The sequence below is a fragment of the Chitinophaga pinensis genome, from assembly GCF_007896845.1.
In the GTDB taxonomy this organism is placed as follows: Bacteria; Bacteroidota; Bacteroidia; order Chitinophagales; family Chitinophagaceae; genus Chitinophaga; species Chitinophaga pinensis_C.
In genome coordinates this window covers 14,637-36,876 of record NZ_VOHS01000013.1, presented here as the reverse complement: position 1 = coordinate 36,876, position 22,240 = coordinate 14,637, and the positions used below count along the sequence as shown (strand labels likewise).

The following is a 22,240-nucleotide window of genomic DNA, read 5'->3' as shown; positions in this document are numbered from 1 at the left end:
CTGCACGCATCAATCAAACAACATGAAACGTAGTTTATTAACATATATCACCGCACTTTCCTGCTCCGCCGTAATGGCTCAGGAAACAATATATCCGGCGCCTCCGCAGGCAAAGCCGGTTTACCTGACCAATGCGACGATTCACATCGGTAACGGACAGGTAATCGAGAAAGGTTCCCTGTCTTTCGCCAATGGTAAGATCGTTGCCGTAGGGAATAATCTGACAGCACCCTCCGGAGACGTAAAGGTCATTGACCTGCAGGGTAAGCATGTGTATCCGGGTGTGATCGCACCTCTGACCACTGTAGGTTTGACGGAAGTAGAAGCGGTACGCTCTACCAACGACTTCAGTGAGGTAGGAGAGATCAATCCTTCTGTACGTTCACTGGTGGCTTATAACACTGATTCAAAAGTGATCAATACCCTGCGCTCTAATGGTATTCTGCTGGCACAGGTAACACCTGAAGGTGGAATGATACCCGGTTCTTCTTCCGTGGTACAACTGGATGCATGGAACTGGGAAGATGCTGCTTACAAGGCGGATGGCGCTATCCACTTCTATATGCCAAGCCTGTTGCCTCCACCCGCTACACCCGGCCGGTTCTCTATTACCAAAGACAGAGCAGAAGAATTTGCCGAAAAAACTGAAAAGGTACGGTCATTCCTGAGCGAGGCGAAAGCTTACCTGCAGGAAGATAAACACACGGCTGTCAACCTGAAGTTTGAAGCAGTGCGTAAACTGTTCGCCAAACAGCAAAAGCTGTTCATTCACTGTAATCTGGTAAAGGAAATGCTGGTAGCAGTGGACTTTGCAAAGGAATTTGATATTGAGGTAGTCATAGCCGGTGGTGCTGATTCATGGATGATCGCAGATGTGCTCAAACAGCATAATATCTCTGTGGTCCTTGCCCAGCCGCACAGTTTACCGGTGATGCAGGATGATGATGTGGACCAGCCATATAAAACAGCCGCACAGTTACAACAGGCAGGCGTACTGTTCTGCCTCAGTAATGAAGGCTTCTGGCAGCAACGTAACCTGCCTTTTGAAGCAGGTACTGCCAGCACATACGGACTTTCCAAAGAAGAAGCACTGGCAGCAGTGACACTGAATGCAGCCAAAATCCTCGGTATCGATAAGATCACCGGATCACTGGAAACCGGTAAGGACGCCAATATTACCATCAGTACAGGCGATTTGCTGGATATGCGTAGCAGTGTGGTAACGCAGGCGTTTATTCAGGGAAGAGAAGTTAGCCTTGATAATAAACACAAACAGTTATATGAGCGTTATAAATATAAGTACGGACTGAAATAGCTGAAACTTATAACAGGCAAGGGGCCCGGTGTTGTACTAACAATACCGGGCCTTTTTCTTTTTTATATGGCATGAATTTTTATTGTTTCATACAAACACATTAATTCGATGGCAGCAATCCTCAAAAGAGAAGAGGCGATCAGAAAGGTTTCTGATCTGATTAACGATGTGCGGGTATGTATGTTTACTACCGTTGACGAGCACGGCCACGTTATATCCAGACCCATGGCTACTGTAGATGTAGACAAAGAAGGGAATGTCTGGTTTTTTTCCAATGAATATGCCGGTCAGGTGATGCAGATTTCAGAAAATAATGAGCTGAACCTCATTTATTCCCACCCGGGACATAACACCTATCTGAACATCTTTGGTATCGGATCGATCGTACTGGATCGTGAAAAAATGAAACAGTTGTGGACGCCGGCCGTTGAAGCGTGGTTCCCCGATGGGATTGACGATCCCCGGCTTTGTCTGTTGAGGGTAGATACCAAACAGGCGTGGTTCTGGGATAATTCATCCAGCAAAATGGTGATCTTCTTCAATATGCTGACCTCCATCATCCGGGGAAGACGCTTTGAGGAAGGAGAGAAGGGAGAACTGGATATTGAGTAAAATTATAATAGCAAATAAAAAGGGCTGACGTATCTGTGATACGCCAGCCCTCCTGTTTATAATGTAAGCTTATTTTACAATTACAAGGAAGTAGTTGTTTTTTCCTCTCTGTACAAGGATGTACTTGTCATTCAGCAGCAGGCTTTTATCAATCATCTTATCAATAGCTCCTACCTTCACCTTGTTGATGCTGATACCGTTGTTCTGGATCATTTTACGGGCTTCTCCTTTACTAGGAAGGATGTTGGTCTCCGCAAGGAAAGAGAGGATATCCTTTCCGGCTTCCAGTTCGGCAGCAGCTACTTCTACCTGTGGTACACCGTCCATGATCTCAAGCAACTGAGATTCAGTCAGGGATTGCAGTACCTCGGCGGTATCGTTACGGAACAGCAGATCTGATGCTTTCAGGGCAAACTCCAGTTCTGTCTGACCATGTACGAAGACGGTCAGTTCTTCTGCCAGTTTCTTCTGCAGCAGGCGTTTACCAGCATCCTGATCGTGTGCAGCGATCAGTTCATTGATCTCTTCCTGACCAAGGAAGGTGAATATTTTGATGTAGTTTTTAGCGTCTTCGTCTGTGGTTTTTACCCAGAACTGGTAGAACAGATAAGGAGACGTTTTCTGTGGATCCAGCCATACGTTACCTCTTTCTGATTTACCGAATTTAGTGCCGTCTGCTTTTTTCAGCAGAGGACAGGTAAAGGCAAATGCTTCCCCATTCGCTTTACGGCGAATCAGTTCAGTGCCCGTTACGATGTTACCCCACTGGTCAGAACCACCCATCTGCAGTTTACAGTTCTTCGCTGTATACAGATGATAGAAGTCATAGCCCTGAATCAGCTGGTAGGTGAATTCTGTAAAGGACATACCGCTATCGCCTTCCAGTCTTCTTTTTACGGAATCCTTGGACATCATGTAATTAACGGTAATGTGTTTACCGGTATCGCGGATGAAATCCAGAAAGGAGATCTCTTTAAACCAATCGAAGTTATTCACCATTTCAGCGGCATTCGGTTTGGCCGGATCGAAGTCGAGGAACTTCTCCAGCTGAGCTTTGATACCGTTCTGGTTATGCGCGAGGGTATCCAGATCCAGCATTTTGCGCTCTTCTGCTTTGAAGGAAGGGTCGCCCACCATACCGGTGGCGCCGCCAACCAGTGCAAAAGGCTTGTGACCCGCTCGCTGTAAATGTACCAGCAGCAGGATGGGTACCAGACTGCCTATATGAAGAGAATCTGCTGTAGGGTCAAATCCTACATAAGCAGAAGTCATTTCTTTCAGTAATTGCTCCTCCGTGCCCGGCATTATATCCTGCACCATACCTCTCCAACGTAATTCCTCTATCAGGTTCATGATTAATTGGGATAATTTTTGCAAACGTAAGAAAAGAATTTTAAACGATATGGACGAAGCAGGGCATTGTGCCGGAAATTCGTACATTCAATTGCGGATAAAACCGCCATCTTTTGTAAAGAGTACCATATGAAAAAAAGCTTGTTTTTAATTGCCGCACTGCTGGCAGCGGTAAATGTATTATTCGCGCAGGATTGCAAAAACTACTATTATCTCCTGAATAACGCTGAAGTAGAGATGAGCATGTTCGACGCCAAAGGGACGACTGTCGCAAAGAATGTTTATAAAGTATTGTCTGTCAATAAGGAAGGGGGCTCAACTGTATCTGACTTCACAGTGACCACAAAAGACGCCAAAGGCGCCTCTTTGTCTTCTGGTAAGGGTAAGTTCAAATGTACCGGTGGAGAGATCATGATTGATATGAAAATGTCCCTGCCCAATATGCCACAGCTGAAAGACATGAAGATGGAATCAGACGGGAGCGCATTTTTGAATTATCCTGCCACCTTAAAGGAAGGTCAGACCCTGCCAAATGGCTCCTTTGAAATGAGCGGTAATGCTAATGGTATGGATATCAGTCTGCAATATCAGGTGACTGACCGTAAAGTAGCGGGTAAAGAGAAGATCACGACTGCCGGTGGCAGCTGGGAATGTTATAAGATCACTTATAAGATGAATCTTGGTCTGAAAATGATGTCTATGAACATGCCGGTTGAAATGAATGCAACAGAGTGGTTTGCGCCGGGTTTTGGTGTGGTGAAGACGGCCACGTTTAAAGATGGCAATCCGGTTGGGCATATGGAGATCACCAGTTTTAAGAAGTAAGAGATATTAATATGCAGGTCTCAACAGATCTGATTATCATAAAAGGAAAAGGCGTTCACTAATGGTGAACGCCTTTTCCTTTTATAGAAGAAGTTAATAATTAACGCTTCATCTGCTTTTACAGCTGTTTGATACACTCTTTCAGACTCTCTTTCCAATGAGGGATCTGAATACCAAATGTCTCTTTAATCTTGCTTTTGTTCATGACACTGTAGGCAGGTCTTTTGGCCGCCGTAGGATACTGATCAGAAGTGATCGGAGATACTGTACAGGAAGCATTGCTTAGTTCGCGGATTGCGACAGCAAAGTCATACCAGCTGGTCACGCCTTCATTGCTAAAGTGATATACGCCGCCATATTCACCGGGTACATCCCATACTTTGGTCAGTATGGTCAATACCACTTTAGCCAGGTCTACTGCATAAGTAGGAGTGCCTGTCTGGTCAAATACGATGTTCAGGCTATCTCTTTCCTGCATCAGTTCGCGCATACGTTTTACGAAGTTGGCGCCGAATTCGGAATACAGCCAGGAAGTACGTAATACAATAGTAGCAGGGTTGGTACCTACAGCCGCACCTTCGCCACGCAGTTTGGAACTGCCGTAAATGCTGACCGGACTGGCGTCGTCTGTTTCTACATAGGGTACGTTCTGCTGGCCGCTGAATACATAATCAGTAGAGATATGTACTAACTGGGTGTTGTATTCAGCACAGATAGTAGCGAGGTTCAGTACTGCTTCAAAGTTGAGTTTAAAAGCAAATTCTTCGTCACCTTCCGCTTTATCTACAGCTGTATACGCTGCACAGTTCACACAGGCGTGTATTTCCTGCTGAGCAAAATAATTGCGCACAGCTTCTTCGCTGGTGATATCCAGTTCATTGAAGTCTGTGTATAGGAAGTTAAACCCCGGATAATCCGCTGTTACTTTTTTAATTGCCTGTCCCAGCTGGCCATTGGCGCCGGTTATCAGAATATTTTTCATTACTTATCTGAATTGTAAATGAAGTTATGCGTGCAGTTTTCAAGCGTGGGCAGTATCACATCTTTTTCTGATACCAGCGCATCCGCCAGACTGATACCCCAGTCGATGTTCAGTGCCGGGTCATTGTAAATGATACCACCTTCACTGGCTTTATTGTAGAAGTTATCCACTTTGTACATCACTTCTGCAGTCTCGCTTAATACGGAATAACCGTGGGCAAAACCTTTGGGTACCAGCAGCTGCTTTTTATTTTCAGCACTCAGTTCGATAGTGAATACCTTACCATAAGTAGGAGAGCCCTTGCGGATATCTACTGCTACGTCGATAATGCGTCCTTCCAGTACTCTTACGAGTTTGGTCTGTGCATGTGGTTCCTGCTGGTAATGTAAACCTCTCAGTACGCCATAAGTAGACCTTGCCTGGTTGTCCTGTACGAATTTCAGCTGCAGACCATGTTGTAGAAAGGCCTGTTCGCTGTAGCTTTCAAAAAAATAGCCACGGTTATCGTTGAATACCCGTGGTTCATATACTAACAGATCAGGTATCCCTGTTTCAGTAAAAGGCATATAGTTGATTATCTCTTTTGATACTGGTCACTGTAATATTCCTGGTAGGCGCCGCTGGTGACATGATCCAGCCATTCTTCGTTGGACAGATACCAGTCAACGGTTTTTTCCAGTCCTTCCTCAAACTGGAGGGAAGGTTCCCAGCCCAGTTCTTTATTGAGTTTGGTAGCGTCGATTGCATAACGCAGATCGTGGCCTGCACGGTCTTTCACAAAAGTGATCAGGCTTGCAGAGGTACCCGGTGCGCGGCCCAGTTTTTTATCCATCACCATGCAGAGCAGGTTGATAAGATCGATATTTTTCCACTCATTGAAACCGCCGATGTTATAGGTTTCCCCTAAGCGGCCTTTGTGGAAAATGGTATCAATTGCTCTTGCGTGGTCTTCCACAAACAGCCAGTCGCGCACATTCTCTCCTTTACCATATACAGGTACCGGCTTGTTGTTTTTGATGTTGTGGATGGCCAGCGGAATTAACTTTTCCGGGAAATGATGTGATCCGTAGTTGTTGGAGCAGTTGGAAATGATGGCAGGCAGGTGATACGTGTGATAGTAGGCCATCACAAAGTGATCAGAGCTTGCTTTTGATGCAGAATAAGGAGAGCGGGGATCATAAGCGGTTTCTTCTGTGAAGAAACCTTCTTCTCCCAGACTGCCATATACTTCATCAGTAGATACGTGGTAGAACAGTTTACCTTCGTAATTGTCTTTCCAGTATTTGCGGGCTGCATTCAGCAGGGTAGCAGTACCTAATACGTTGGTTTTGATGAATGCCAGAGGGTCCATGATAGACCGGTCCACATGGCTTTCTGCTGCCAGATGGATCACACCATCAAAAGAGTAGGTTGTAAACAGTTCATCTATGAATGCTTCATCCGTAATATCACCCTTCACAAAGGTATAGTTGGACTTGTCCTTTATATCTTTGAGATTTTCAAGATTGCCTGCATAAGTCAGCGCATCCAGATTAACAATCTGGTAATGAGGGTACTTATTCACAAATAATCTCACGACATGGGAGCCTATAAAACCGGCGCCACCGGTGATGAGTATGGTGTTGTGCATAATGATTATTTAATTACAGACAATGTACGCATTGCAAATGAACCACTACCTTAAGAGCAGTGGTTCATTTACAACGAATTATTTATTTAATGCTTCTTTGAAGTATTCGTAAGTCACCTTCAAACCTTCTTTTCTGTCTACTTTCGGAGCCCATCCCAGCAGTTCCTGTGCCTTGGTGATATCTGGTTTTCTTTGCTTCGGATCATCTTTTGGAAGCGGCTGATATATAATCTTCTGCTTACTGTTGGTCAGTGCAAGAATCTCTTCTGCAAATTCCAGCAGTGTGATCTCTGAAGGATTACCAATATTTACCGGCAGGTGATAGTCGCTCAATAATAAGCGGTAAATACCATCTACGAGGTCAGATACATAACAGAAAGAACGGGTCTGTGAACCATCACCAAAAACAGTCAGATCCTGACCGGTCAGTGCCTGACTCATAAATGCAGGTAATGCTCGACCATCATTGAGTCGCATACGCGGACCATAGGTATTGAAGATCCTTACGATCCTTGTTTCAACGCCATGGAAGTTATGATAAGCCATGGTGATAGACTCCATGAAGCGTTTTGCTTCGTCATATACACCACGCGGACCAACCGGGTTTACGTTACCCCAGTACTCTTCCGGTTGCGGATGTACATTAGGGTCGCCATACACTTCAGAAGTGGATGCTACCAGAATACGTGCCTTTTTTTCTTTGGCAAGACCCAGCAGATTGTGGGTACCGAGTGAACCTACCTTTAATGTCTGGATAGGCATTTTCAGATAGTCAATCGGACTTGCCGGCGAAGCAAAGTGTAAAATGTAATCCAGATTACCCGGTACATGTACAAATTTGCTTACATCATGATGATAGTATTCAAATTCCGGTAAAGGAAAGAGATGCTCTATGTTTTTGATATTGCCGGTCAGGAGATTATCCATTGCCACCACCCGATATCCTTCGGCGATGAAACGATCACACAGGTGTGAACCCAGGAAGCCGGCTGCGCCGGTAATCAGAACTCTTTTCATATTAACTGGCATTGATAGGGGTGATGATAATTAATTGTTTGTAGCCGCGCGTCCTACACTCTCATAATGGTAGCCAAGTTCTTCCATCCTGAATACGTCAAACAGGTTTCTTCCGTCGAAGATCACCTTGTTTTTCAGCGTACTGCCGATTTTATCGAAATCAGGTGTTCTGAATACACTCCATTCTGTGGCAATGATCAGTGCATCTGCATTTATAAGACAGTCGTACTGGTTAGCTGCATAAGCTACTTTATTGCCGATCAGGCGTTCTACATTGTTGCTTGCTTCCGGATCAAATACAGAAACGGTTGCGCCGGCAGCGACGAGGGCGTCGATCATATATAATGCCGGTGCTTCACGGATATCGTCTGTATTTGGTTTGAATGCCAGTCCCCACAGGGCGAAGTGTTTGCCCTTCAGGTCATTATTAAACCATGCGCTGATTTTCGGCATGAGGAACAGTTTCTGTCGCTCATTTACGTCCATTACCGCATTGAGTATTTTGAAATCGTAGTCTGCATCTTCTGATGATTTCACCAGCGCCTGTACGTCTTTAGGGAAGCAGCTGCCACCATAACCGATACCGGGGAACAGGAAGCGTTTACCGATTCTGTCGTCGCTACCTACGCCTCTGCGCACCATGTCAACGTCAGCTCCCAGTTTCTCACACAGGATCGCTATTTCATTCATGAAAGAGATCTTGGTAGCGAGGAAGGAGTTGGCTGCGTATTTGGTCAGTTCAGCAGATTTTTCGTCCATGAACAGGATCGGGTTACCCTGACGTACAAATGGTGCAAACAGGTCGCCCATTACTTTACGCGCTCTTTCTGAGCGGGTTCCGATCACAACACGATCAGGCTTCATGAAGTCGTCTACCGCCACACCTTCACGCAGGAATTCCGGATTGGAAACCACGTCGAAAGGATGTGAACAGTTCTTTGCAACCGCTGCATGTACCAGTTCAGCAGTACCTACCGGTACGGTACTTTTGTCAACGATTACTTTATAATCAGTGATGATTTTACCCATATCATCTGCTACGCGCAGAATGTAGGACAGATCCGCAGATCCGTCTTCTCCCGGAGGAGTAGGCAAGGCGAGGAATATAACATCTCCATGAGCAACGCCTTCTGCGAGACTTGTTGTGAAGTGTAAACGTCCTTCCTTCAGGTTACGCTCGAACAGTTTTTCGAGTCCTGGTTCATAAATGGTGATCTGTCCGTTGGAAAGCTTATTTACCTTGTTGACGTCGATGTCAACGCAGGTAACGTCGTTGCCCGTTTCTGCAAAGCAAGTGCCGGTCACTAGTCCCACGTAACCTGTGCCTACTACTGTAATTTTCATTTGGAGTTTTGATTTAAGAATGATTTAACTGAATCGATGATGTATTGGAGCTGATCTGCATCCATTTCAGTATGTATTGGTAAGGAAATGACCTTAGAAGTCAGGTCATCGGTAACAGGAAGATTGAAGGCAGCGCCGCCGAAGTCCTCGAACATTTTCTGGCGGTGTGCTGGTACAGGGTAGTAAATCATTGCAGGAACCCCTTTTTCCTGGAGGTATTGTTGTAACGCGTAACGATCTGCGCCATTCAGCTGCAGGGTATATTGATGATACACATGATAACTGTTGTCCGCCCTGAATGGAGTGGTGATCTCCGGGATACCGGCAAATCCGGCATCGTACGCGTCAGCCACCGTACGGCGGGCCTTAATATATTCATCCAGCAATGGCAGCTTGATATTCAATACCACTGCCTGTAAGGTATCGAGACGGGAGTTTACTCCTACTACATCATGGTAGTAACGGGCGGATTGTCCGTGGTTGGCAACCATTCTGATTTTGGCAGCCAGCGCATCATCATTGGTGAAGAGCGCACCACCATCTCCATAACATCCCAGGTTCTTGGAAGGGAAGAAGGAAGTACAGCCTATCTGGCCGATTGCTCCCAGCATCTTTTTACTGCCATCAGCGAAGGTGTAATGACCACCAATCGCCTGTGCATTGTCTTCAATAACAGGAATATTATATTTTCCGGAGATTTTCATGATCGGTTCCATATCAGTCGCATGGCCGTACAGGTGTACAGGAACGATCGCCTTTGTTTTAGGCGTGATCGCTTTCTCTACCTGCTCAGGATCAAGACAGAAAGTCTTCGGATCTACATCTACAAACACAGGTTTCAGACGTAATAAGGCAATCACCTCTGCTGTCGCAATAAACGTAAAGGAAGGAGTGATCACTTCATCACCGGGAGCCAGATCTAATGCCATCATCGCAATTTGCAGTGCGTCGGTACCATTGGCACAAGGAATCACATGTTTAACACCGAGGTAACTCTGCAGTGCATTGGTGAATTGTTGTACAGGTGCGCCATTGATAAAAGCAGCATTTTCCAGCACTTCGGTCATCGCAGCATCAACCTGCGGCTTTATTTTCAAGTATTGGCGTTTTAAATCCACCATTTGAATAGGAACCATGAGTGGGATAGATATTTTGTTTAAAGTGAGCAAATTTACAAATTTTGACATAGGAAGGGCAGTATCTTTGCGCCTGATCCAAAAAACAGTAAAAGTACGTTCAGGCATGCCGGCAAGCACTATAATATATGATCTGGGAATAAGAGGTTACAGGGCAGCTGTAGGGTTGGCGGCCGCTACAGGTAACGCCAAGGCCCGCCGCTGGGTGGAAGGTCGCCGCGACTGGCGCCAATCCTTAGCGCAACACCTGCCTGTAGGCGGTCCCGTCGTTTGGGTACATGCCGCCTCTCTGGGAGAGTTTGAACAGGGACGCCCCGTACTGGAAGCTATCCGTCAGGAATATCCCAACTGTAAAATACTGCTGACCTTCTTTTCCCCCTCCGGGTATGAGGTCCGCAAAGACTATCCGGGCGCTGATCACGTATGCTATTTACCGTTGGATACCCGGCAGAATGCCCGGGATTTCATCAGACTGGTCAGACCATCACTGGCCATTTTTATTAAATATGAGTTCTGGTACCATATGCTGACTGCCCTGCACCGGGAAAAAGTGCCGGTACTGCTGGTATCGGGTATATTTAGACCGGGACAGCTGTTCTTTAAGCCATATGGGGGCATGTTCCGCCGTTTGCTGCAACAGCTGACCTATATTTTTGTGCAGAACAAGGAATCGGTAGAATTGCTGGAACAGGCAGGCATCTCCAATGTCGCCCTCGCCGGTGATACCCGCTTTGACAGAGTGTGGGCTTTGCAGGAAGAGAACAGAGAAGTAACAGGCATCCGAGAGTTTATAGGTAGTCAGCAGGCGATTATCGCCGGCAGTACGTGGGAAGAGGATGAAACCTTACTGGCTGACTGGTGGAAAAAGCAGCAACAGGAGGGACGTTGCCTGATCATCGCCCCGCATGAAATAGAATCCGCCCATATCAATAAACTGCTGGCGCTGTTTCCGGCGGCCATACGCTATACTGATTGGGTGAAACAACCCGGAAAAGAGGGAAAAGTATTATTGATAGATAACGTGGGCATGTTGTCGGCTTTATACCGCTATGCCACTGTCACTTATGTGGGTGGTGGCTTTGGAAAAGACGGTATCCATAATATATTGGAACCCGCTACTTATGGTAAACCGGTGGTATTCGGTCCCATATTCCATAAATTCCCGGAAGCCGCTGCATTAATCGCGGCCGGTGGTGGCATCAGTATTCATGATCTGGAAACCCTTCATGTACAGGTGGAGCAACTCCTGCAGGACAATAATTCCTGTTTACATACAGGGGCACAGGCAAAAAAATATGTTGCTGATAATAAAGGCGCTACCGGTAAGGTACTACGCTATATTCAGGAAAAACGTTTCTTGACAAGGTTGTAAAACTGCCTTACAGTACGGTTTTCGTCATCCCATCCCTGGCGGATTTTCAGTTCTCTCTCTATCCAGTATTCAGCTTCCTGTAAAGAGTGTAATTCATTGATCGTCCTTACAGAACGTTCATAAGTATCTACATCTCCACGGAATAACTCCTGAATAAACTGAAACTTGTCATTAATGCCGATGGCCTGACGAAGATCTTTTACAGGCATATCTCCCAGTCTGTCAGCCACCTCAGCATGACTCTGGCGCCAGCGATCATTCAATGAAGTTGCACTCTGTGCTACCAGCTGATTGAGCTCTTTTAGTTCTTTACGTACGCCATTGGTTTCAGGCTTCTTCTCAGTAACGTGTGCCTTTTCGCCGTTTCCATTGAAAACAGGCGCAGCTGCAGGAGTTACCGGAGGATTCACCTGTTGCTGAGATTCGGCGTTACCGTAAATCGTAATGAAAGCCGGTTTCTTTTCTTCCTGTACAGGCTCCGGCCTCGGTGCAGGCGTTGGCTCAACCGGTTTGGGCATAGACGTATGATGACGCGGTAAGGTCAACGTAGATGCGGCAGCTGGAGCAGCTACTGGCGCTGGTACGGGTTGTTTACGTTCTTCCTGTACAATTGGTTCGGGTGATGTCGCTACAGGTGTTTCTACTGTGATTGTCGCCGGACCAGTTCCTGTCGTAAGCGGAGCTGTAGGAAGGATCACGGCTATATGGCTATCCTGTTTTTTCTGTTGTGCGCGTTCCTGCTCTCTTTCCAGGGTTCTTGCATGCAGGATTTCAGCCTGAAGCAGTTGCACATAGTAAGAAATGGACTGTAAGCCAGCATTTGAATTCTTTAGTTCCTGTAACTTATCAATTAATGCACTTATTTTTTCCATAGCAGTAAAAAAAATAAATTGAAAGCAAAATGCGTTCCATGCCTTAATTGTTAACGCGATATGGGGGAATTTATTTTATTTGCATAAAGTTAGAGCTTTTTAATTACTTGTAAATCAAAATACTAAGATATGTTTATTGAACCTTCTCTTGCGGGAGGGCGAAGGGGTTGGATAGAAGTGATCTGCGGCTCAATGTTTTCCGGAAAAACGGAAGAATTGATCAGAAGATTGAAACGGGCCCGGATAGCCAATTTGAAAGTGGAAATCTTTAAACCGATGATAGATACACGATATGACGTACAACATATTGTGTCTCACGACGAAAGTCGTATCATCAGTACTCCGCTGGAAAATTCACAGCAGATCCTGCTGCTCGCACAGGAAGTGGATGTAGTGGGAATTGATGAAGCGCAGTTTTTTGATGGAGAATTGCCTGAAGTATGTGATCAGCTGGCACTGAGAGGTATCAGGGTGATTGTTGCCGGACTGGATATGGATTATCTGGGTAAACCATTCGGACAAATGCCTTTCCTGTTGGCCAAAGCTGACTATATTACCAAACTACACGCGATATGTGTGAAATGCGGCAACATTGCCAACTACTCTTACCGCAAAAGTAAAGACAGTCATACAGTCTTGCTGGGAGAAACAGATCTCTACGAACCAAGATGCCGGCACTGTTATTATGAAGGTGTTGAATAATACTGAAAAGCGTTCCTCTCAAAGGGACGCTTTTTTATTTATCGCCGCTTTTAGTGCTCACCGGCCATCTCCACTATATGCCGGTGCTGCATGTTCACTGTTTGATTGCTAATTCCTTTCTATATCTCGCCGGACTCACCCCATTATATTTCCTGAACTGCCGGCTCAGATGACTCTCGTCCGTAAACCCCAGTTCCCCCGCAATCTGACTCACCGTAAGCGCACTATAGGCCAGACGCTGTTGCACCAGTTTCATACGGTAATGCGTAATATAATGTTGCAGACTCTCTCCGGTGAACTTCCTGAAATATTCGCCCACATAGTTTTCTGAAAGATTGAATAAAGCAGCCAGTTGCTCAACCCTTAATTGTTCAGGATCAGCTATATGTTGCCGGATATGTAATAAGATCCTGTCTATCAGTGGCTCAGCGAGTTGTTCGCCGTTACTGCCGGCGGCACTGTCAGCCACATTACGGGCAAGTATATTCAGTAACAGTGTTACGAAATGTTGGAGATTTTCTTCCCGGTAAGGCTGACGCTGTTCGTATTCATTGACCATATTCTCCATCAGCATCTTTATCATCTGGCAATCTCCCGGTTGTTTTACCAGCAGCTCCTGAAAACGGTTATGGTGAAAGAAGATATGTTCCAGTTGTTTCAGCCACTGTGCAATGCGTTCTTTATCCTGTGTTGTCTTGCATTTGCCAAGGAATGCCTCCGAAAAACGGATAGAACAGAAACGTGTGGAAGACTTTATATCAAAGCCACGGCAATCCCTTGGCGTGAATAGAAAGATGCTTCCCTTCTGATAAGGAAAGGTGTTGCTGTTTGTAATACGATCGCCTGCTCCCTCCAGTATCTGTACGATCTCAAAGAAATGATAAACCAGCGGACGCTGTTCCCAACATTCCATATCTGATACATACAATTCAAATGGTTCGTACAATACTTTCTGTTCCATACCTGCCAATTTACAGGAAAAACCCCGCTTTGTCACTGTTCCTCCGTACCGGGCGCAGGTAATTTTGAGGCACAAAAGAATAGCATATGAATGCAGAAAAGAAATTGCTGACGCCATTGATCACACCTTCGCTGAGCCTTTCAAACAGAGTAGTAATGGCGCCGATGAGCAGAAGACGTTCTTCTAATGGAATACCCGGTGCAACGGCTAATATTTACTACAGACAAAGAGCCGGTGCTGGCCTGATCATCGCAGAAAATAGTGCGGTGGCCGCCAATGGTATCGGGTATCTGGATGCACCGGGTATTTACAATGAAGTACAGAAAACGGCATGGAAGAAAGTGGTAGATGAAGTGCATGCAGCAAATGGTAAGATCTTTATCCAGCTGGTACATACAGGCCGTATTGGTCATCCGCTTAATCATGAAAACAGTGCGCAACTCGTAGCGCCTTCTGTGGTGCGGGCAGCCGGAGAAATGCGCGTGCCGGGGAATTTACACTTATCTATTCCGGCACCACTGGAACTGAGCACTGCTGAGACGCAGGAAATGGTGCAGGCTTTTGTGACGGCTGCTTTAAATGCAATCGAAGTGGGTTTTGATGGCGTGGAAGTACACGGCGCACATGGCTTTTTAATAGAACAGTTCCTGCATCCGCATACCAATCACAGAACGGATCAATATGGTGGATCTATGACTAACCGTGCACGGTTCCTGCTGGAAGTAACGCAGGGAATTGCTGATGCAATAGGGAAGGAGCGCACGGGTATCCGTTTATCACCTTTTGCAGTACTCAATGATCTGCCTGCTTATAAGGATGAACTGGCTACACATCAATACATTACAGCTGCGCTGGAAGAAATGGGCATTCTTTATATACATCTGTCCAGTCAACCTCTGAACGGACAAGCCTCTATTACGGAAGACTACATCAGAGATGTACGAAGCCGTTTCAGCAGGTTGTTGATCGTAGCAGGTGCCCATACAGCCGCTTCTGCGGAGGCTTTGTTACAGGCAGGGCTGGTTGATCTGGTGGCATTTGGTCGTCCGTTTATCGCGAATCCTGATCTGGTAGAGCGTTTCCGGCAGAATAAGCCACTAAGTCCGGGAGATGTGGAGACTTTTTATCAGGGTGGAGATAAGGGTTATGTGGATTATCCGGTATTGTATGAAAAGGTAGGCCCTTGTAAGGTATAAAAGAAAAGACCGCCCTGTAGAGGCGGTCTTTTTCAGGTATGTTAAAATGATTTAAGCGCTTGCCTTTACCTTAAAGGTGAATTTCTTTTGCGTCAGATAGCTGAAGCCCACTACGAAGATGGTTGTCAGTACTTTAGCAATGGTTGGGTAGATGTGAAAATACTCTACAAACAACTTCATGAAACCGTAGTTCAGACAGATGCAGATACCCACCAGCATGAAATAACGCATCAGTTGTACACGTCCTCTCAGGTTGGATTCTGAGAATACGATAAACTTACTCAGGAGGAATCCTGTCGGGAAGGTCACAATCATTGCCATAAACAAAGCGGCGATGTGTGCACTGACAGTTAAAAAGCTGAAGTGGATCGGGTTTTCGTGTAGTATGAAATGATAACTGACATAATACAATAGGATATCCATAGCCGTATTACCACTGCCGCAGGCGAGGTAACGAAAGGTTTGCAGCGGCATCAGCTTTGCAAACGGCTGGTAAAAAAAATCTAGCACCAATAAAATGAACCTTTTCATAAAATAGTTGTACAGGGCAAAACTAGTCAGTTTTACCGTTACTGTATTGCGCTTTTGGATTATCTTAACAATTTCCTGTTTTTCCAAAGTTTTGGCTGCCGGTTCAAAGGTTGCTGCCTGATCCGGCGCTGCTCTTCCTGCCATACCTGTACAGCAAGAATGGCTGCTGCTTTGGCAGCTTCAGGATCTCTTTGGTTCAGTGACTGTGGTGTGAAGTATTTTCCGATAAAGTTTGTGTCAAAAGCGCCTTCAATAAATGCTGGCTGTTGTAGTGCCCAGCTGCCAAATGGCAATGTGGTGCGGATGCCCTTTACCTGATATTCAGCAATAGCGCGGAGTAATCGCTCACGGGCTTCTTCCCGGTTAGCGCCCCATGCTATCAGCTTGGCAATCATAGGATCATAGTAGATAGGAATGTCCATTCCCTGCTCATAACCATCGTCTACGCGTACACCGTATCCCTGTGGACGAACATACGTTGTCAGGGTACCGGTATCCGGAAGGAAATTATTGGCCGGGTCTTCTGCACAAACGCGCAGTTCGATGGCGTGTCCGTTTATTTTAAGGTCTTGTTGACTAAAAGATAGTTTTTCGCCTCTGGCGACCCTGATCTGTTCTTTTACGAGGTCGAGCCCGGTGATCATTTCTGTAACAGGGTGCTCTACCTGCAGACGGGTATTCATTTCCAGAAAATAGAACGCCAGTTTTTCATCAACGAGAAATTCGACCGTACCGGCGCCATAATACTGGCAGGCGCGGGCTACATCCAGCGCACATTTGCCCATGGCTTCCCGGATGTCGGGCGTCAGGCAGGAAGAAGGAGCTTCTTCAATGAGTTTCTGATGTCTGCGCTGTATAGAACATTCACGTTCAAACAGATAGACATAGTTTCCGTGCTGGTCGCCCAGTACCTGAATCTCTATATGGCGTGGGGAACCCACATACTTTTCAATGAATACGGCGTCATCTCCAAAGGCGCTCATGGCTTCGCTTTTGGCGAGTCTGATCTGTTCTTCCAGTTCTTCAGGGGCGTTTACCACGCGCATACCTTTACCACCACCACCGGCAGAAGCTTTGATCAGAATCGGGAAACCGGTTTTTTGAACCACTTCTCTGGCTTCTTCCAGACTACGCAAAGGGGTTTCAGTACCCGGTACCATGGGTACGCCAAAACGCTGGGCAGCTTGTTTAGCGGCCAGTTTGCTACCCATCATTTCAATGGCAGCAGCGCTGGGACCGATGAAAATGAGTCCGGCATCCTTAACGGCCTGTGCGAAGCGGGCATTCTCGCTGAGGAAACCATAACCGGGATGAATGGCGTCTGCACCCGTCTGCCGGGCGGCGCCAATGATCTTATCGATCAGCAGGTAGGACTGGCTGGAGGGTGCCGGACCTATACATACCGCCTCGTCCGCATACTGCACGAAGGGCATTGCACGGTCGGCTTCGGAATATACAGCAACTGTCGCGATCCCCATTTCCCGGGCAGATCGCATAATCCGTAGTGCAATTTCACCACGGTTGGCTACCAGTATTTTTTTCATGGAAGCGAATATAAGTGATTCTACTATCTTTGCCTCCTCATGAAATCCAGTGCCTTCAGACAAACACTTACCTTAGTAAAAAAGGACATTTTGCTCGAGTTACGACAGAAATATGCCTTTTACGGTATCCTCTTATATATTATATCCACTGTGTTTGTAATAAATCTGATGATTGACAAACCGGAGGAAAAGATCTGGAATGCACTGTTCTGGGTAGTACAGCTGTTTGTGGCGGTGAATGCCATTGCGAAAAGTTTTGTGCAGGAAAACAGGGGCCGGCTGTTATATTTCTATTCTCTGGTACATCCACGTAGTTTTATTGCCGCCAAACTAATCTACAACATCATACTTATGTCAGTGATGACATTGATTACCATGGGCTGTTGTATGATGTTTCTGGGTAATCCGGTGACCAGTTTCTGGTACTTTCTGGGAGTGATCCTGCTGGGCGGGATCAGTCTTTCGCTGCTTTTTACCATGCTGGCGGCTATTGCAGCACAGGCCAATCAGAATGCGGCTCTGATGGCTATTATGGGTTTCCCTATTATGCTTCCCTTGCTGATGTTGCTCTCTAATATCGCAAAGTCTTCTTTTATAACGGTTTATCAACCGGGTTTACCCAAGATGTTCCTGATGATGGGCAGTATGGACCTGCTGATTATCGCACTGTCCTTAGTATTATTTCCTTTTTTGTGGAAAGACTAGCAACAGTTGTATGGATGATGGGAAACAGGTTACTGAATTTTGTGATTAGTGATAAAACCTGTAGGTTTGCCCCCAATATAGTTGGTTTAAAATGGCAAAGCATTGGTGGAAAGCTCTAGCAGTAATTATCCTCGTATACGTTATCATCGCAGGATTTACTGTTGAGATACCGATTATCGGCACAAACGGGCAATCTTCCCGCGGCCTTTTCTTTCACGTTCCCATGTGGATATGCATGTATACCATGTTCACTATCTCCGTGATCAATTCCGTTCTCTATCTTTCTAAATACGATCTTCGTAGAGATGCATATGCAAGTTCTGCTGCGAGTGTAGGGGTGTTTTATGGCATCCTGGGCTTCGCCACGGGTACATTGTGGGCGACCTATACATGGGGTGGTTCCTTTACCCGCGATCCCAAGCAGATGCTGACGGCTGTTGCACTCATGATCTATATGGCTTATCTCGTATTACGTTTGTCCATTCCAGACATTGACAAACGTGCGAGGATCTCAGCCGTGTTTAACATTTTCGCATTTGCTTTGTTGATTCCCTTAACGTATATCATCCCGCGCATGGTCGATTCCCTGCATCCTGGAAGCGCCACCACGCCTGGATTTGCATCCAGTGACACCGACAACCACATGAAATGGGTACTCTATCCGGCGTTCATTGGTTGGACCCTGCTGAGTGTATGGATTTACACACTGCTTGTACGGTACAAAAAATTAGAGCTAAAAAATATTTTTAAATGATCAACAAAGCGTTTTCTTTCTGCTGTACCTGTCTGCTGTTACTCATTTCCCTGTTTGCAAACGCGCAGGAAAATCAAAATCAGAATACAGAGACAGGACCTGTCAACGAATTTTTTCGCAGCAATGGCAAGATCTATGTGATAGTAGGTGTGCTGCTGATCATCTTTATCGGGATTGTTATATTTTTAATAGCACTGGACAGAAAGATCAGCAAGCTGGAACAAAGAGAGAACAGTTTGCAGGGCAAATAAGTCCAACTACATATATATTACCAAAACAATTGTCTATGGCGCAAGAGCAACATTATGACTTCTTTCAGAGCGTTGAAAGAAGTTTTGACAAAGCCGCAAAATTCACGAAATGGGAAAAGGGCATTCTTGAACAGATCAAAGCCTGTAATGCCGTGTACCGTATGAAATTCCCGGTACGCGTAGGTGACACGATCGAAGTAATAGAAGCCTACCGCGTTCAGCACTCTCACCACAAACTGCCTTGTAAAGGTGGTATCCGTTTCAGCGATGCTGTAAATCAGGACGAAGTAATGGCCCTGGCAGCATTGATGACCTACAAATGCGCTATCGTTAACGTTCCTTTTGGCGGCGCCAAAGGAGGTATTAAGATCAATCCACGTAACTATTCCCCGTTCCAGTTAGAAAACATCACCCGCCGTTACACTGCGGAACTTGTTAAGAAAAACTTCATCGGCCCGGGCGTAGACGTTCCTGCTCCGGATTATGGTACCGGCGAAAGGGAAATGAGCTGGATCCTCGATACTTACATGAGCCTCCGTCCCGGAGAGATCGATGGTTACGGTTGCGTAACCGGTAAACCGGTTTCTCAGGGTGGTGTACGTGGCCGTAAAGAAGCTACCGGTCTTGGTGTATTCTACGGTCTGCAGGAGCTGTGTAATATCAAAGAAGATATGCAGCGCCTCGGTCTGGAACCGGGTATCATCGGCAAAAAAGTGATTGTACAAGGTATGGGTAACGTGGGTTACCATGCTGCTAAATATTTCCACGAAGCAGGCGCGGTGATCGTTGGTCTGATTGAGTGGGATGGTGCGCTGTACAGCGATAAAGGTATGGACCCTGATGCAGTACTGAAACACAGAAATGAAACAGGTTCTATCGTTAATTTCCCGGGTGCTACTACATTGAAAAACAATGCAGAAGGTCTGGAAATGGATTGTGATATCCTGATTCCTGCGGCACTGGAAAATGTCATTCATAAAGAAAACGCCCCTCGTATCAAGGCAAAGATCATCGGTGAAGCAGCGAACGGTCCCATTACACCGGAAGCTGACGAAATCCTGAACCAGAAAGGTGTGATCGTTGTACCGGATATGTTCCTGAACGCAGGTGGTGTAACCGTTTCTTACTTCGAATGGTTAAAAAACCTTAGCCACGTACGTTATGGCCGTCTGGGCAAACGCTTTGACGAAAATATGAACATTCACATCCTGAGCGTGATCGAAGACCTTACCGGTAAATCCGTATCCGACAGAGAAAGAAAGTTCATTGCACATGGTGCAGACGAGGTGGATCTGGTATATTCCGGTCTGGAAGAAACCATGCACGCCGCATTACATGAAGTACGTACCATCATGATGAACCACAAGGACATCCATGACATGCGTACTGCTGCTTATGTATGTGCTATTGATAAAGTAGGTGCTGCTTACGATCAGCTGGGTATCTTCCCTTGATATCTGCTTCACATAATTGTTTTAGAAAGGGGATACCAGCCGGTATCCCCTTATATATTATACTATATTCTCCCTGTTATTGACGGATCATGTCCACCTCATGTCCACCTTATCTCCGGGTGTGCAGTATGTCAACGTCCCCTTTTATAGCGGTGTCAGGCGGATTTATCTGCCCGGAAAAGGCGCTTTTTAAAGACGTGTGAAAATAGTATTATAAATGAGCAGGTAACTGCGAAATGAACTGCCATTCCTGTTCGGCCACCATATGCTGACAACAGAAGGTATTCACCCCATTGGTGATCACCAGAAAGGCTGCCGGCAACACCATATGATAACGTATAATCTGCTCTAATACAGCCTGTGTTAACTGTACCTCCATCTCCTTACATTCGATGATCATCCATGGTTGCATTGCCCTGTTATACACAACGATATCACATCGTTTTTTCAGCTCTCCGAGGTAAATTTCCTTTTCCACACCTATCAGGGAGGCCTGATAACCCAATGTTTTCACCAGATAATTAAGAAAGTTCTGCCGCACCCATTCCTCCGGGGTTAATATGACATATCGCTTCCGGAACCGGTCGAAAATGAGTGTTTTATCATTCTCCTTTACAATTTTGAAATCAGGGGTGGGAAATTCGATTGCGATCATGCCGCAAAGATATTTATAGTCTGGTACTAAGCCGATAGTATTATAGTAGTTATACTATACTTATACTATACTCATCTTACGCTAATGCTACCTTTTGAACGTAGCATTAGCGTAAGATGAGTATAGTATAAGTATGGGATGAGGGGCATAACAAAGATTTAACGTCCTTTTCCGCTTATACCAAAGGTATTACAGGGCCAGTGACATGGGACTTCAGAGTTTTTTCTGTATATTCGTTTGTCAAAAGGCTATGAAGACAAAAGAAGAAATTGTAGCTAACTGGCTCCCCCGCTACACCGGAGAAAAATTGGAGAATTTCGGTTCTCATATCCTGCTCACCAACTTCAGCAACTACCTTAATTATTTCGCAGAATGGCATAACACCACTATCGTAGGTGAAGGCCGTCCTATGCAATGTGCTACTGCAGATGACATTACGATCATCAATTTTGGTATGGGAAGTCCGGGTGCTGCAACTGTGATGGACTTACTCAGTGCAATTCATCCCAAGGCGGTACTTTTCCTTGGAAAATGCGGTGGTCTGAAAAAGAAGAATAACATCGGTGATCTCATATTGCCTATCGCTGCGATCCGTGGTGAGGGTACTTCCAACGACTATTTTCCTGCTGAAGTTCCGGCCCTGCCGTCATTTGCTTTGCAGAAAGTAATATCCACCACTATCCGTGAATATGGTTGCGATTACTGGACAGGTACCTGTTACAGTACGAACCGTCGTGTATGGGAGCATGATGTGGAATTCAAGCGCTATCTCGAAAGAATCAGAGCAATGGCGATCGATATGGAAACAGCCACTATTTTCTCTGTGGGCTTCTTTAACAAAATACCTACCGGTGCATTGCTGCTCGTATCAGATCAGCCAATGATCCCTGAAGGTGTGAAGACAGAAGACAGTGATCGCAGAGTGACAACAGAGTATGTGGAAAGACATATCCGTATCGGTATCGATTCACTGAAAAACCTGATCAATAGTCACCAGACAGTAAAACACCTGCTGTTTTAAAGCCGTCT

Annotated in this window: 23 protein-coding genes; 11 read left to right on the top strand and 12 right to left on the bottom strand. The window is 45.8% G+C overall.

Annotated elements, in window-relative coordinates:
- Positions 1-22: 22 nt before the first annotated feature.
- Positions 23-1,315 (top strand): amidohydrolase family protein, encoded by a 1,293-nt coding sequence (locus tag FEF09_RS14800; protein ID WP_146305838.1) that lies wholly within the window; start codon positions 23-25, stop codon positions 1,313-1,315.
- Positions 1,316-1,423: 108 nt separating this feature from the next.
- Positions 1,424-1,927 carry a pyridoxamine 5'-phosphate oxidase family protein gene (locus tag FEF09_RS14795; protein ID WP_146305837.1) on the top strand — a complete coding sequence of 168 codons (504 nt, stop codon included), beginning with the start codon at positions 1,424-1,426 and terminating at the stop codon, positions 1,925-1,927.
- A 69-nt stretch (positions 1,928-1,996) separates the two neighbouring features.
- Here FEF09_RS14795 and tyrS read toward each other — a convergent pair whose 3' ends face one another.
- Positions 1,997-3,280 carry a tyrosine--tRNA ligase gene (gene tyrS, locus FEF09_RS14790; protein WP_146305836.1) on the bottom strand — a complete coding sequence of 428 codons (1,284 nt, stop codon included), beginning with the start codon at positions 3,278-3,280 and terminating at the stop codon, positions 1,997-1,999.
- A 129-nt stretch (positions 3,281-3,409) separates the two neighbouring features.
- Between tyrS and FEF09_RS14785 the strand changes: the two genes are divergently transcribed.
- Positions 3,410-4,105 carry a hypothetical protein gene (locus FEF09_RS14785; protein WP_146305835.1) on the top strand — a complete coding sequence of 232 codons (696 nt, stop codon included), beginning with the start codon at positions 3,410-3,412 and terminating at the stop codon, positions 4,103-4,105.
- 118 nt (positions 4,106-4,223) lie between these two features.
- Here the strand turns inward: FEF09_RS14785 and rfbD are convergent, their stop codons facing one another.
- The 6 genes from rfbD to FEF09_RS14755 form a co-directional block, all read right to left on the bottom strand.
- Positions 4,224-5,087, bottom strand: a complete 864-nt coding sequence (gene rfbD, locus FEF09_RS14780; RefSeq protein ID WP_146305834.1) for a dTDP-4-dehydrorhamnose reductase — start codon at positions 5,085-5,087, stop codon at positions 4,224-4,226.
- Positions 5,087-5,653 (bottom strand): dTDP-4-dehydrorhamnose 3,5-epimerase, encoded by a 567-nt coding sequence (gene rfbC, locus FEF09_RS14775; RefSeq protein WP_146305833.1) that lies wholly within the window; start codon positions 5,651-5,653, stop codon positions 5,087-5,089. The genes rfbD and rfbC overlap by 1 nt, the downstream gene beginning before the upstream one ends.
- Before the next feature lie 8 nt (positions 5,654-5,661).
- Positions 5,662-6,717 (bottom strand): dTDP-glucose 4,6-dehydratase, encoded by a 1,056-nt coding sequence (gene rfbB / locus FEF09_RS14770; protein WP_146305832.1) that lies wholly within the window; start codon positions 6,715-6,717, stop codon positions 5,662-5,664.
- Positions 6,718-6,795: 78 nt separating this feature from the next.
- Positions 6,796-7,734 (bottom strand): UDP-glucuronic acid decarboxylase family protein, encoded by a 939-nt coding sequence (locus tag FEF09_RS14765; RefSeq protein WP_146305831.1) that lies wholly within the window; start codon positions 7,732-7,734, stop codon positions 6,796-6,798.
- A 30-nt stretch (positions 7,735-7,764) separates the two neighbouring features.
- The gene (locus FEF09_RS14760) at positions 7,765-9,078 is read right to left on the bottom strand and encodes a UDP-glucose dehydrogenase family protein (RefSeq protein WP_146305830.1); all 1,314 of its coding nucleotides are present in this window, start codon (positions 9,076-9,078) and stop codon (positions 7,765-7,767) included.
- Complete coding sequence (locus FEF09_RS14755) at positions 9,075-10,214, bottom strand: DegT/DnrJ/EryC1/StrS family aminotransferase (protein WP_146305829.1); 1,140 nt, start codon at positions 10,212-10,214, stop codon at positions 9,075-9,077. Before FEF09_RS14755 ends, FEF09_RS14760 begins: the two co-directional genes overlap by 4 nt.
- A 106-nt stretch (positions 10,215-10,320) precedes the next feature.
- Between FEF09_RS14755 and FEF09_RS14750 the strand changes: the two genes are divergently transcribed.
- Complete coding sequence (locus FEF09_RS14750) at positions 10,321-11,586, top strand: 3-deoxy-D-manno-octulosonic acid transferase (RefSeq protein ID WP_146305828.1); 1,266 nt, start codon at positions 10,321-10,323, stop codon at positions 11,584-11,586.
- On the opposite strand, the gene FEF09_RS14745 is transcribed toward FEF09_RS14750, so the two are convergent.
- Positions 11,556-12,458, bottom strand: a complete 903-nt coding sequence (locus tag FEF09_RS14745; RefSeq protein ID WP_146305827.1) for a hypothetical protein — start codon at positions 12,456-12,458, stop codon at positions 11,556-11,558. The two genes, FEF09_RS14750 and FEF09_RS14745, sit on opposite strands and share 31 nt — an antisense overlap.
- Positions 12,459-12,587: 129 nt before the next feature.
- On the opposite strand from FEF09_RS14745, the gene FEF09_RS14740 reads away from it, so the two are divergent.
- Complete coding sequence (locus FEF09_RS14740; protein ID WP_146305826.1) at positions 12,588-13,160, top strand: thymidine kinase; 573 nt, start codon at positions 12,588-12,590, stop codon at positions 13,158-13,160.
- A gap of 94 nt (positions 13,161-13,254) precedes the next feature.
- Here FEF09_RS14740 and FEF09_RS14735 read toward each other — a convergent pair whose 3' ends face one another.
- Positions 13,255-14,121: an AraC family transcriptional regulator gene (locus tag FEF09_RS14735; protein ID WP_186774349.1), complete on the bottom strand. Its 867-nt coding sequence runs from the start codon at positions 14,119-14,121 to the stop codon at positions 13,255-13,257.
- Positions 14,122-14,207: 86 nt separating this feature from the next.
- Between FEF09_RS14735 and FEF09_RS14730 the strand changes: the two genes are divergently transcribed.
- The gene (locus FEF09_RS14730) at positions 14,208-15,317 is read left to right on the top strand and encodes an alkene reductase (RefSeq protein WP_146305824.1); all 1,110 of its coding nucleotides are present in this window, start codon (positions 14,208-14,210) and stop codon (positions 15,315-15,317) included.
- A gap of 51 nt (positions 15,318-15,368) precedes the next feature.
- Here FEF09_RS14730 and FEF09_RS14725 read toward each other — a convergent pair whose 3' ends face one another.
- Both FEF09_RS14725 and accC read right to left on the bottom strand, forming a co-directional pair.
- Complete coding sequence (locus tag FEF09_RS14725; protein ID WP_146305823.1) at positions 15,369-15,848, bottom strand: GtrA family protein; 480 nt, start codon at positions 15,846-15,848, stop codon at positions 15,369-15,371.
- 59 nt (positions 15,849-15,907) lie between these two features.
- A complete protein-coding gene (gene accC, locus FEF09_RS14720; protein WP_146305822.1) occupies positions 15,908-17,392 on the bottom strand; it encodes an acetyl-CoA carboxylase biotin carboxylase subunit in 1,485 nt (494 codons plus the stop codon).
- A gap of 39 nt (positions 17,393-17,431) precedes the next feature.
- Between accC and FEF09_RS14715 the strand changes: the two genes are divergently transcribed.
- From FEF09_RS14715 to FEF09_RS14700, 4 genes are all read left to right on the top strand, one after another.
- A complete protein-coding gene (locus FEF09_RS14715; RefSeq protein WP_146305821.1) occupies positions 17,432-18,097 on the top strand; it encodes a heme exporter protein CcmB in 666 nt (221 codons plus the stop codon).
- Between the two features lie 91 nt (positions 18,098-18,188).
- Positions 18,189-18,851 (top strand): cytochrome c biogenesis protein CcsA, encoded by a 663-nt coding sequence (gene ccsA / locus FEF09_RS14710; RefSeq protein WP_089809566.1) that lies wholly within the window; start codon positions 18,189-18,191, stop codon positions 18,849-18,851.
- Complete coding sequence (locus FEF09_RS14705) at positions 18,848-19,102, top strand: CcmD family protein (RefSeq protein WP_089809564.1); 255 nt, start codon at positions 18,848-18,850, stop codon at positions 19,100-19,102. Before ccsA ends, FEF09_RS14705 begins: the two co-directional genes overlap by 4 nt.
- A gap of 35 nt (positions 19,103-19,137) precedes the next feature.
- Positions 19,138-20,556 carry a Glu/Leu/Phe/Val family dehydrogenase gene (locus FEF09_RS14700; protein WP_012789198.1) on the top strand — a complete coding sequence of 473 codons (1,419 nt, stop codon included), beginning with the start codon at positions 19,138-19,140 and terminating at the stop codon, positions 20,554-20,556.
- 211 nt (positions 20,557-20,767) lie between these two features.
- On the opposite strand, the gene FEF09_RS14695 is transcribed toward FEF09_RS14700, so the two are convergent.
- On the bottom strand, positions 20,768-21,211 hold the full coding sequence (locus FEF09_RS14695) for a type I restriction enzyme HsdR N-terminal domain-containing protein (RefSeq protein ID WP_146305820.1): 444 nt from the start codon (positions 21,209-21,211) through the stop codon (positions 20,768-20,770).
- A gap of 250 nt (positions 21,212-21,461) precedes the next feature.
- Between FEF09_RS14695 and FEF09_RS14690 the strand changes: the two genes are divergently transcribed.
- A complete protein-coding gene (locus FEF09_RS14690; protein WP_012789200.1) occupies positions 21,462-22,232 on the top strand; it encodes an AMP nucleosidase in 771 nt (256 codons plus the stop codon).
- Positions 22,233-22,240 lie beyond the last annotated feature (8 nt).

Excerpts from the sequence above, each read along its gene's own strand:
- FEF09_RS14735 (WP_186774349.1), bottom strand. The coding sequence starts at position 14,121 with ATGGAACAGAAAGTATTGTACGAACCATTTGAATTGTATGTATCAGAT.
- rfbB (WP_146305832.1), bottom strand. The coding sequence starts at position 6,717 with ATGCACAACACCATACTCATCACCGGTGGCGCCGGTTTTATAGGCTCC.
- FEF09_RS14755 (WP_146305829.1), bottom strand. The coding sequence starts at position 10,214 with ATGGTTCCTATTCAAATGGTGGATTTAAAACGCCAATACTTGAAAATA.
- FEF09_RS14725 (WP_146305823.1), bottom strand. The coding sequence starts at position 15,848 with ATGAAAAGGTTCATTTTATTGGTGCTAGATTTTTTTTACCAGCCGTTT.
- FEF09_RS14745 (WP_146305827.1), bottom strand. The coding sequence starts at position 12,458 with ATGGAAAAAATAAGTGCATTAATTGATAAGTTACAGGAACTAAAGAAT.
- FEF09_RS14730 (WP_146305824.1), top strand. The coding sequence starts at position 14,208 with ATGAATGCAGAAAAGAAATTGCTGACGCCATTGATCACACCTTCGCTG.
- FEF09_RS14700 (WP_012789198.1), top strand. The coding sequence starts at position 19,138 with ATGGCGCAAGAGCAACATTATGACTTCTTTCAGAGCGTTGAAAGAAGT.
- FEF09_RS14740 (WP_146305826.1), top strand. The coding sequence starts at position 12,588 with ATGTTTATTGAACCTTCTCTTGCGGGAGGGCGAAGGGGTTGGATAGAA.
- tyrS (WP_146305836.1), bottom strand. The coding sequence starts at position 3,280 with ATGAACCTGATAGAGGAATTACGTTGGAGAGGTATGGTGCAGGATATA.
- rfbD (WP_146305834.1), bottom strand. The coding sequence starts at position 5,087 with ATGAAAAATATTCTGATAACCGGCGCCAATGGCCAGCTGGGACAGGCA.
- FEF09_RS14800 (WP_146305838.1), top strand. The coding sequence starts at position 23 with ATGAAACGTAGTTTATTAACATATATCACCGCACTTTCCTGCTCCGCC.
- FEF09_RS14760 (WP_146305830.1), bottom strand. The coding sequence starts at position 9,078 with ATGAAAATTACAGTAGTAGGCACAGGTTACGTGGGACTAGTGACCGGC.
- FEF09_RS14690 (WP_012789200.1), top strand. The coding sequence starts at position 21,462 with ATGAAGACAAAAGAAGAAATTGTAGCTAACTGGCTCCCCCGCTACACC.
- FEF09_RS14785 (WP_146305835.1), top strand. The coding sequence starts at position 3,410 with ATGAAAAAAAGCTTGTTTTTAATTGCCGCACTGCTGGCAGCGGTAAAT.
- FEF09_RS14715 (WP_146305821.1), top strand. The coding sequence starts at position 17,432 with ATGAAATCCAGTGCCTTCAGACAAACACTTACCTTAGTAAAAAAGGAC.
- FEF09_RS14795 (WP_146305837.1), top strand. The coding sequence starts at position 1,424 with ATGGCAGCAATCCTCAAAAGAGAAGAGGCGATCAGAAAGGTTTCTGAT.
- ccsA (WP_089809566.1), top strand. The coding sequence starts at position 18,189 with ATGGCAAAGCATTGGTGGAAAGCTCTAGCAGTAATTATCCTCGTATAC.
- rfbC (WP_146305833.1), bottom strand. The coding sequence starts at position 5,653 with ATGCCTTTTACTGAAACAGGGATACCTGATCTGTTAGTATATGAACCA.
- FEF09_RS14750 (WP_146305828.1), top strand. The coding sequence starts at position 10,321 with ATGCCGGCAAGCACTATAATATATGATCTGGGAATAAGAGGTTACAGG.
- FEF09_RS14765 (WP_146305831.1), bottom strand. The coding sequence starts at position 7,734 with ATGAAAAGAGTTCTGATTACCGGCGCAGCCGGCTTCCTGGGTTCACAC.
- accC (WP_146305822.1), bottom strand. The coding sequence starts at position 17,392 with ATGAAAAAAATACTGGTAGCCAACCGTGGTGAAATTGCACTACGGATT.
- FEF09_RS14695 (WP_146305820.1), bottom strand. The coding sequence starts at position 21,211 with ATGATCGCAATCGAATTTCCCACCCCTGATTTCAAAATTGTAAAGGAG.
- FEF09_RS14705 (WP_089809564.1), top strand. The coding sequence starts at position 18,848 with ATGATCAACAAAGCGTTTTCTTTCTGCTGTACCTGTCTGCTGTTACTC.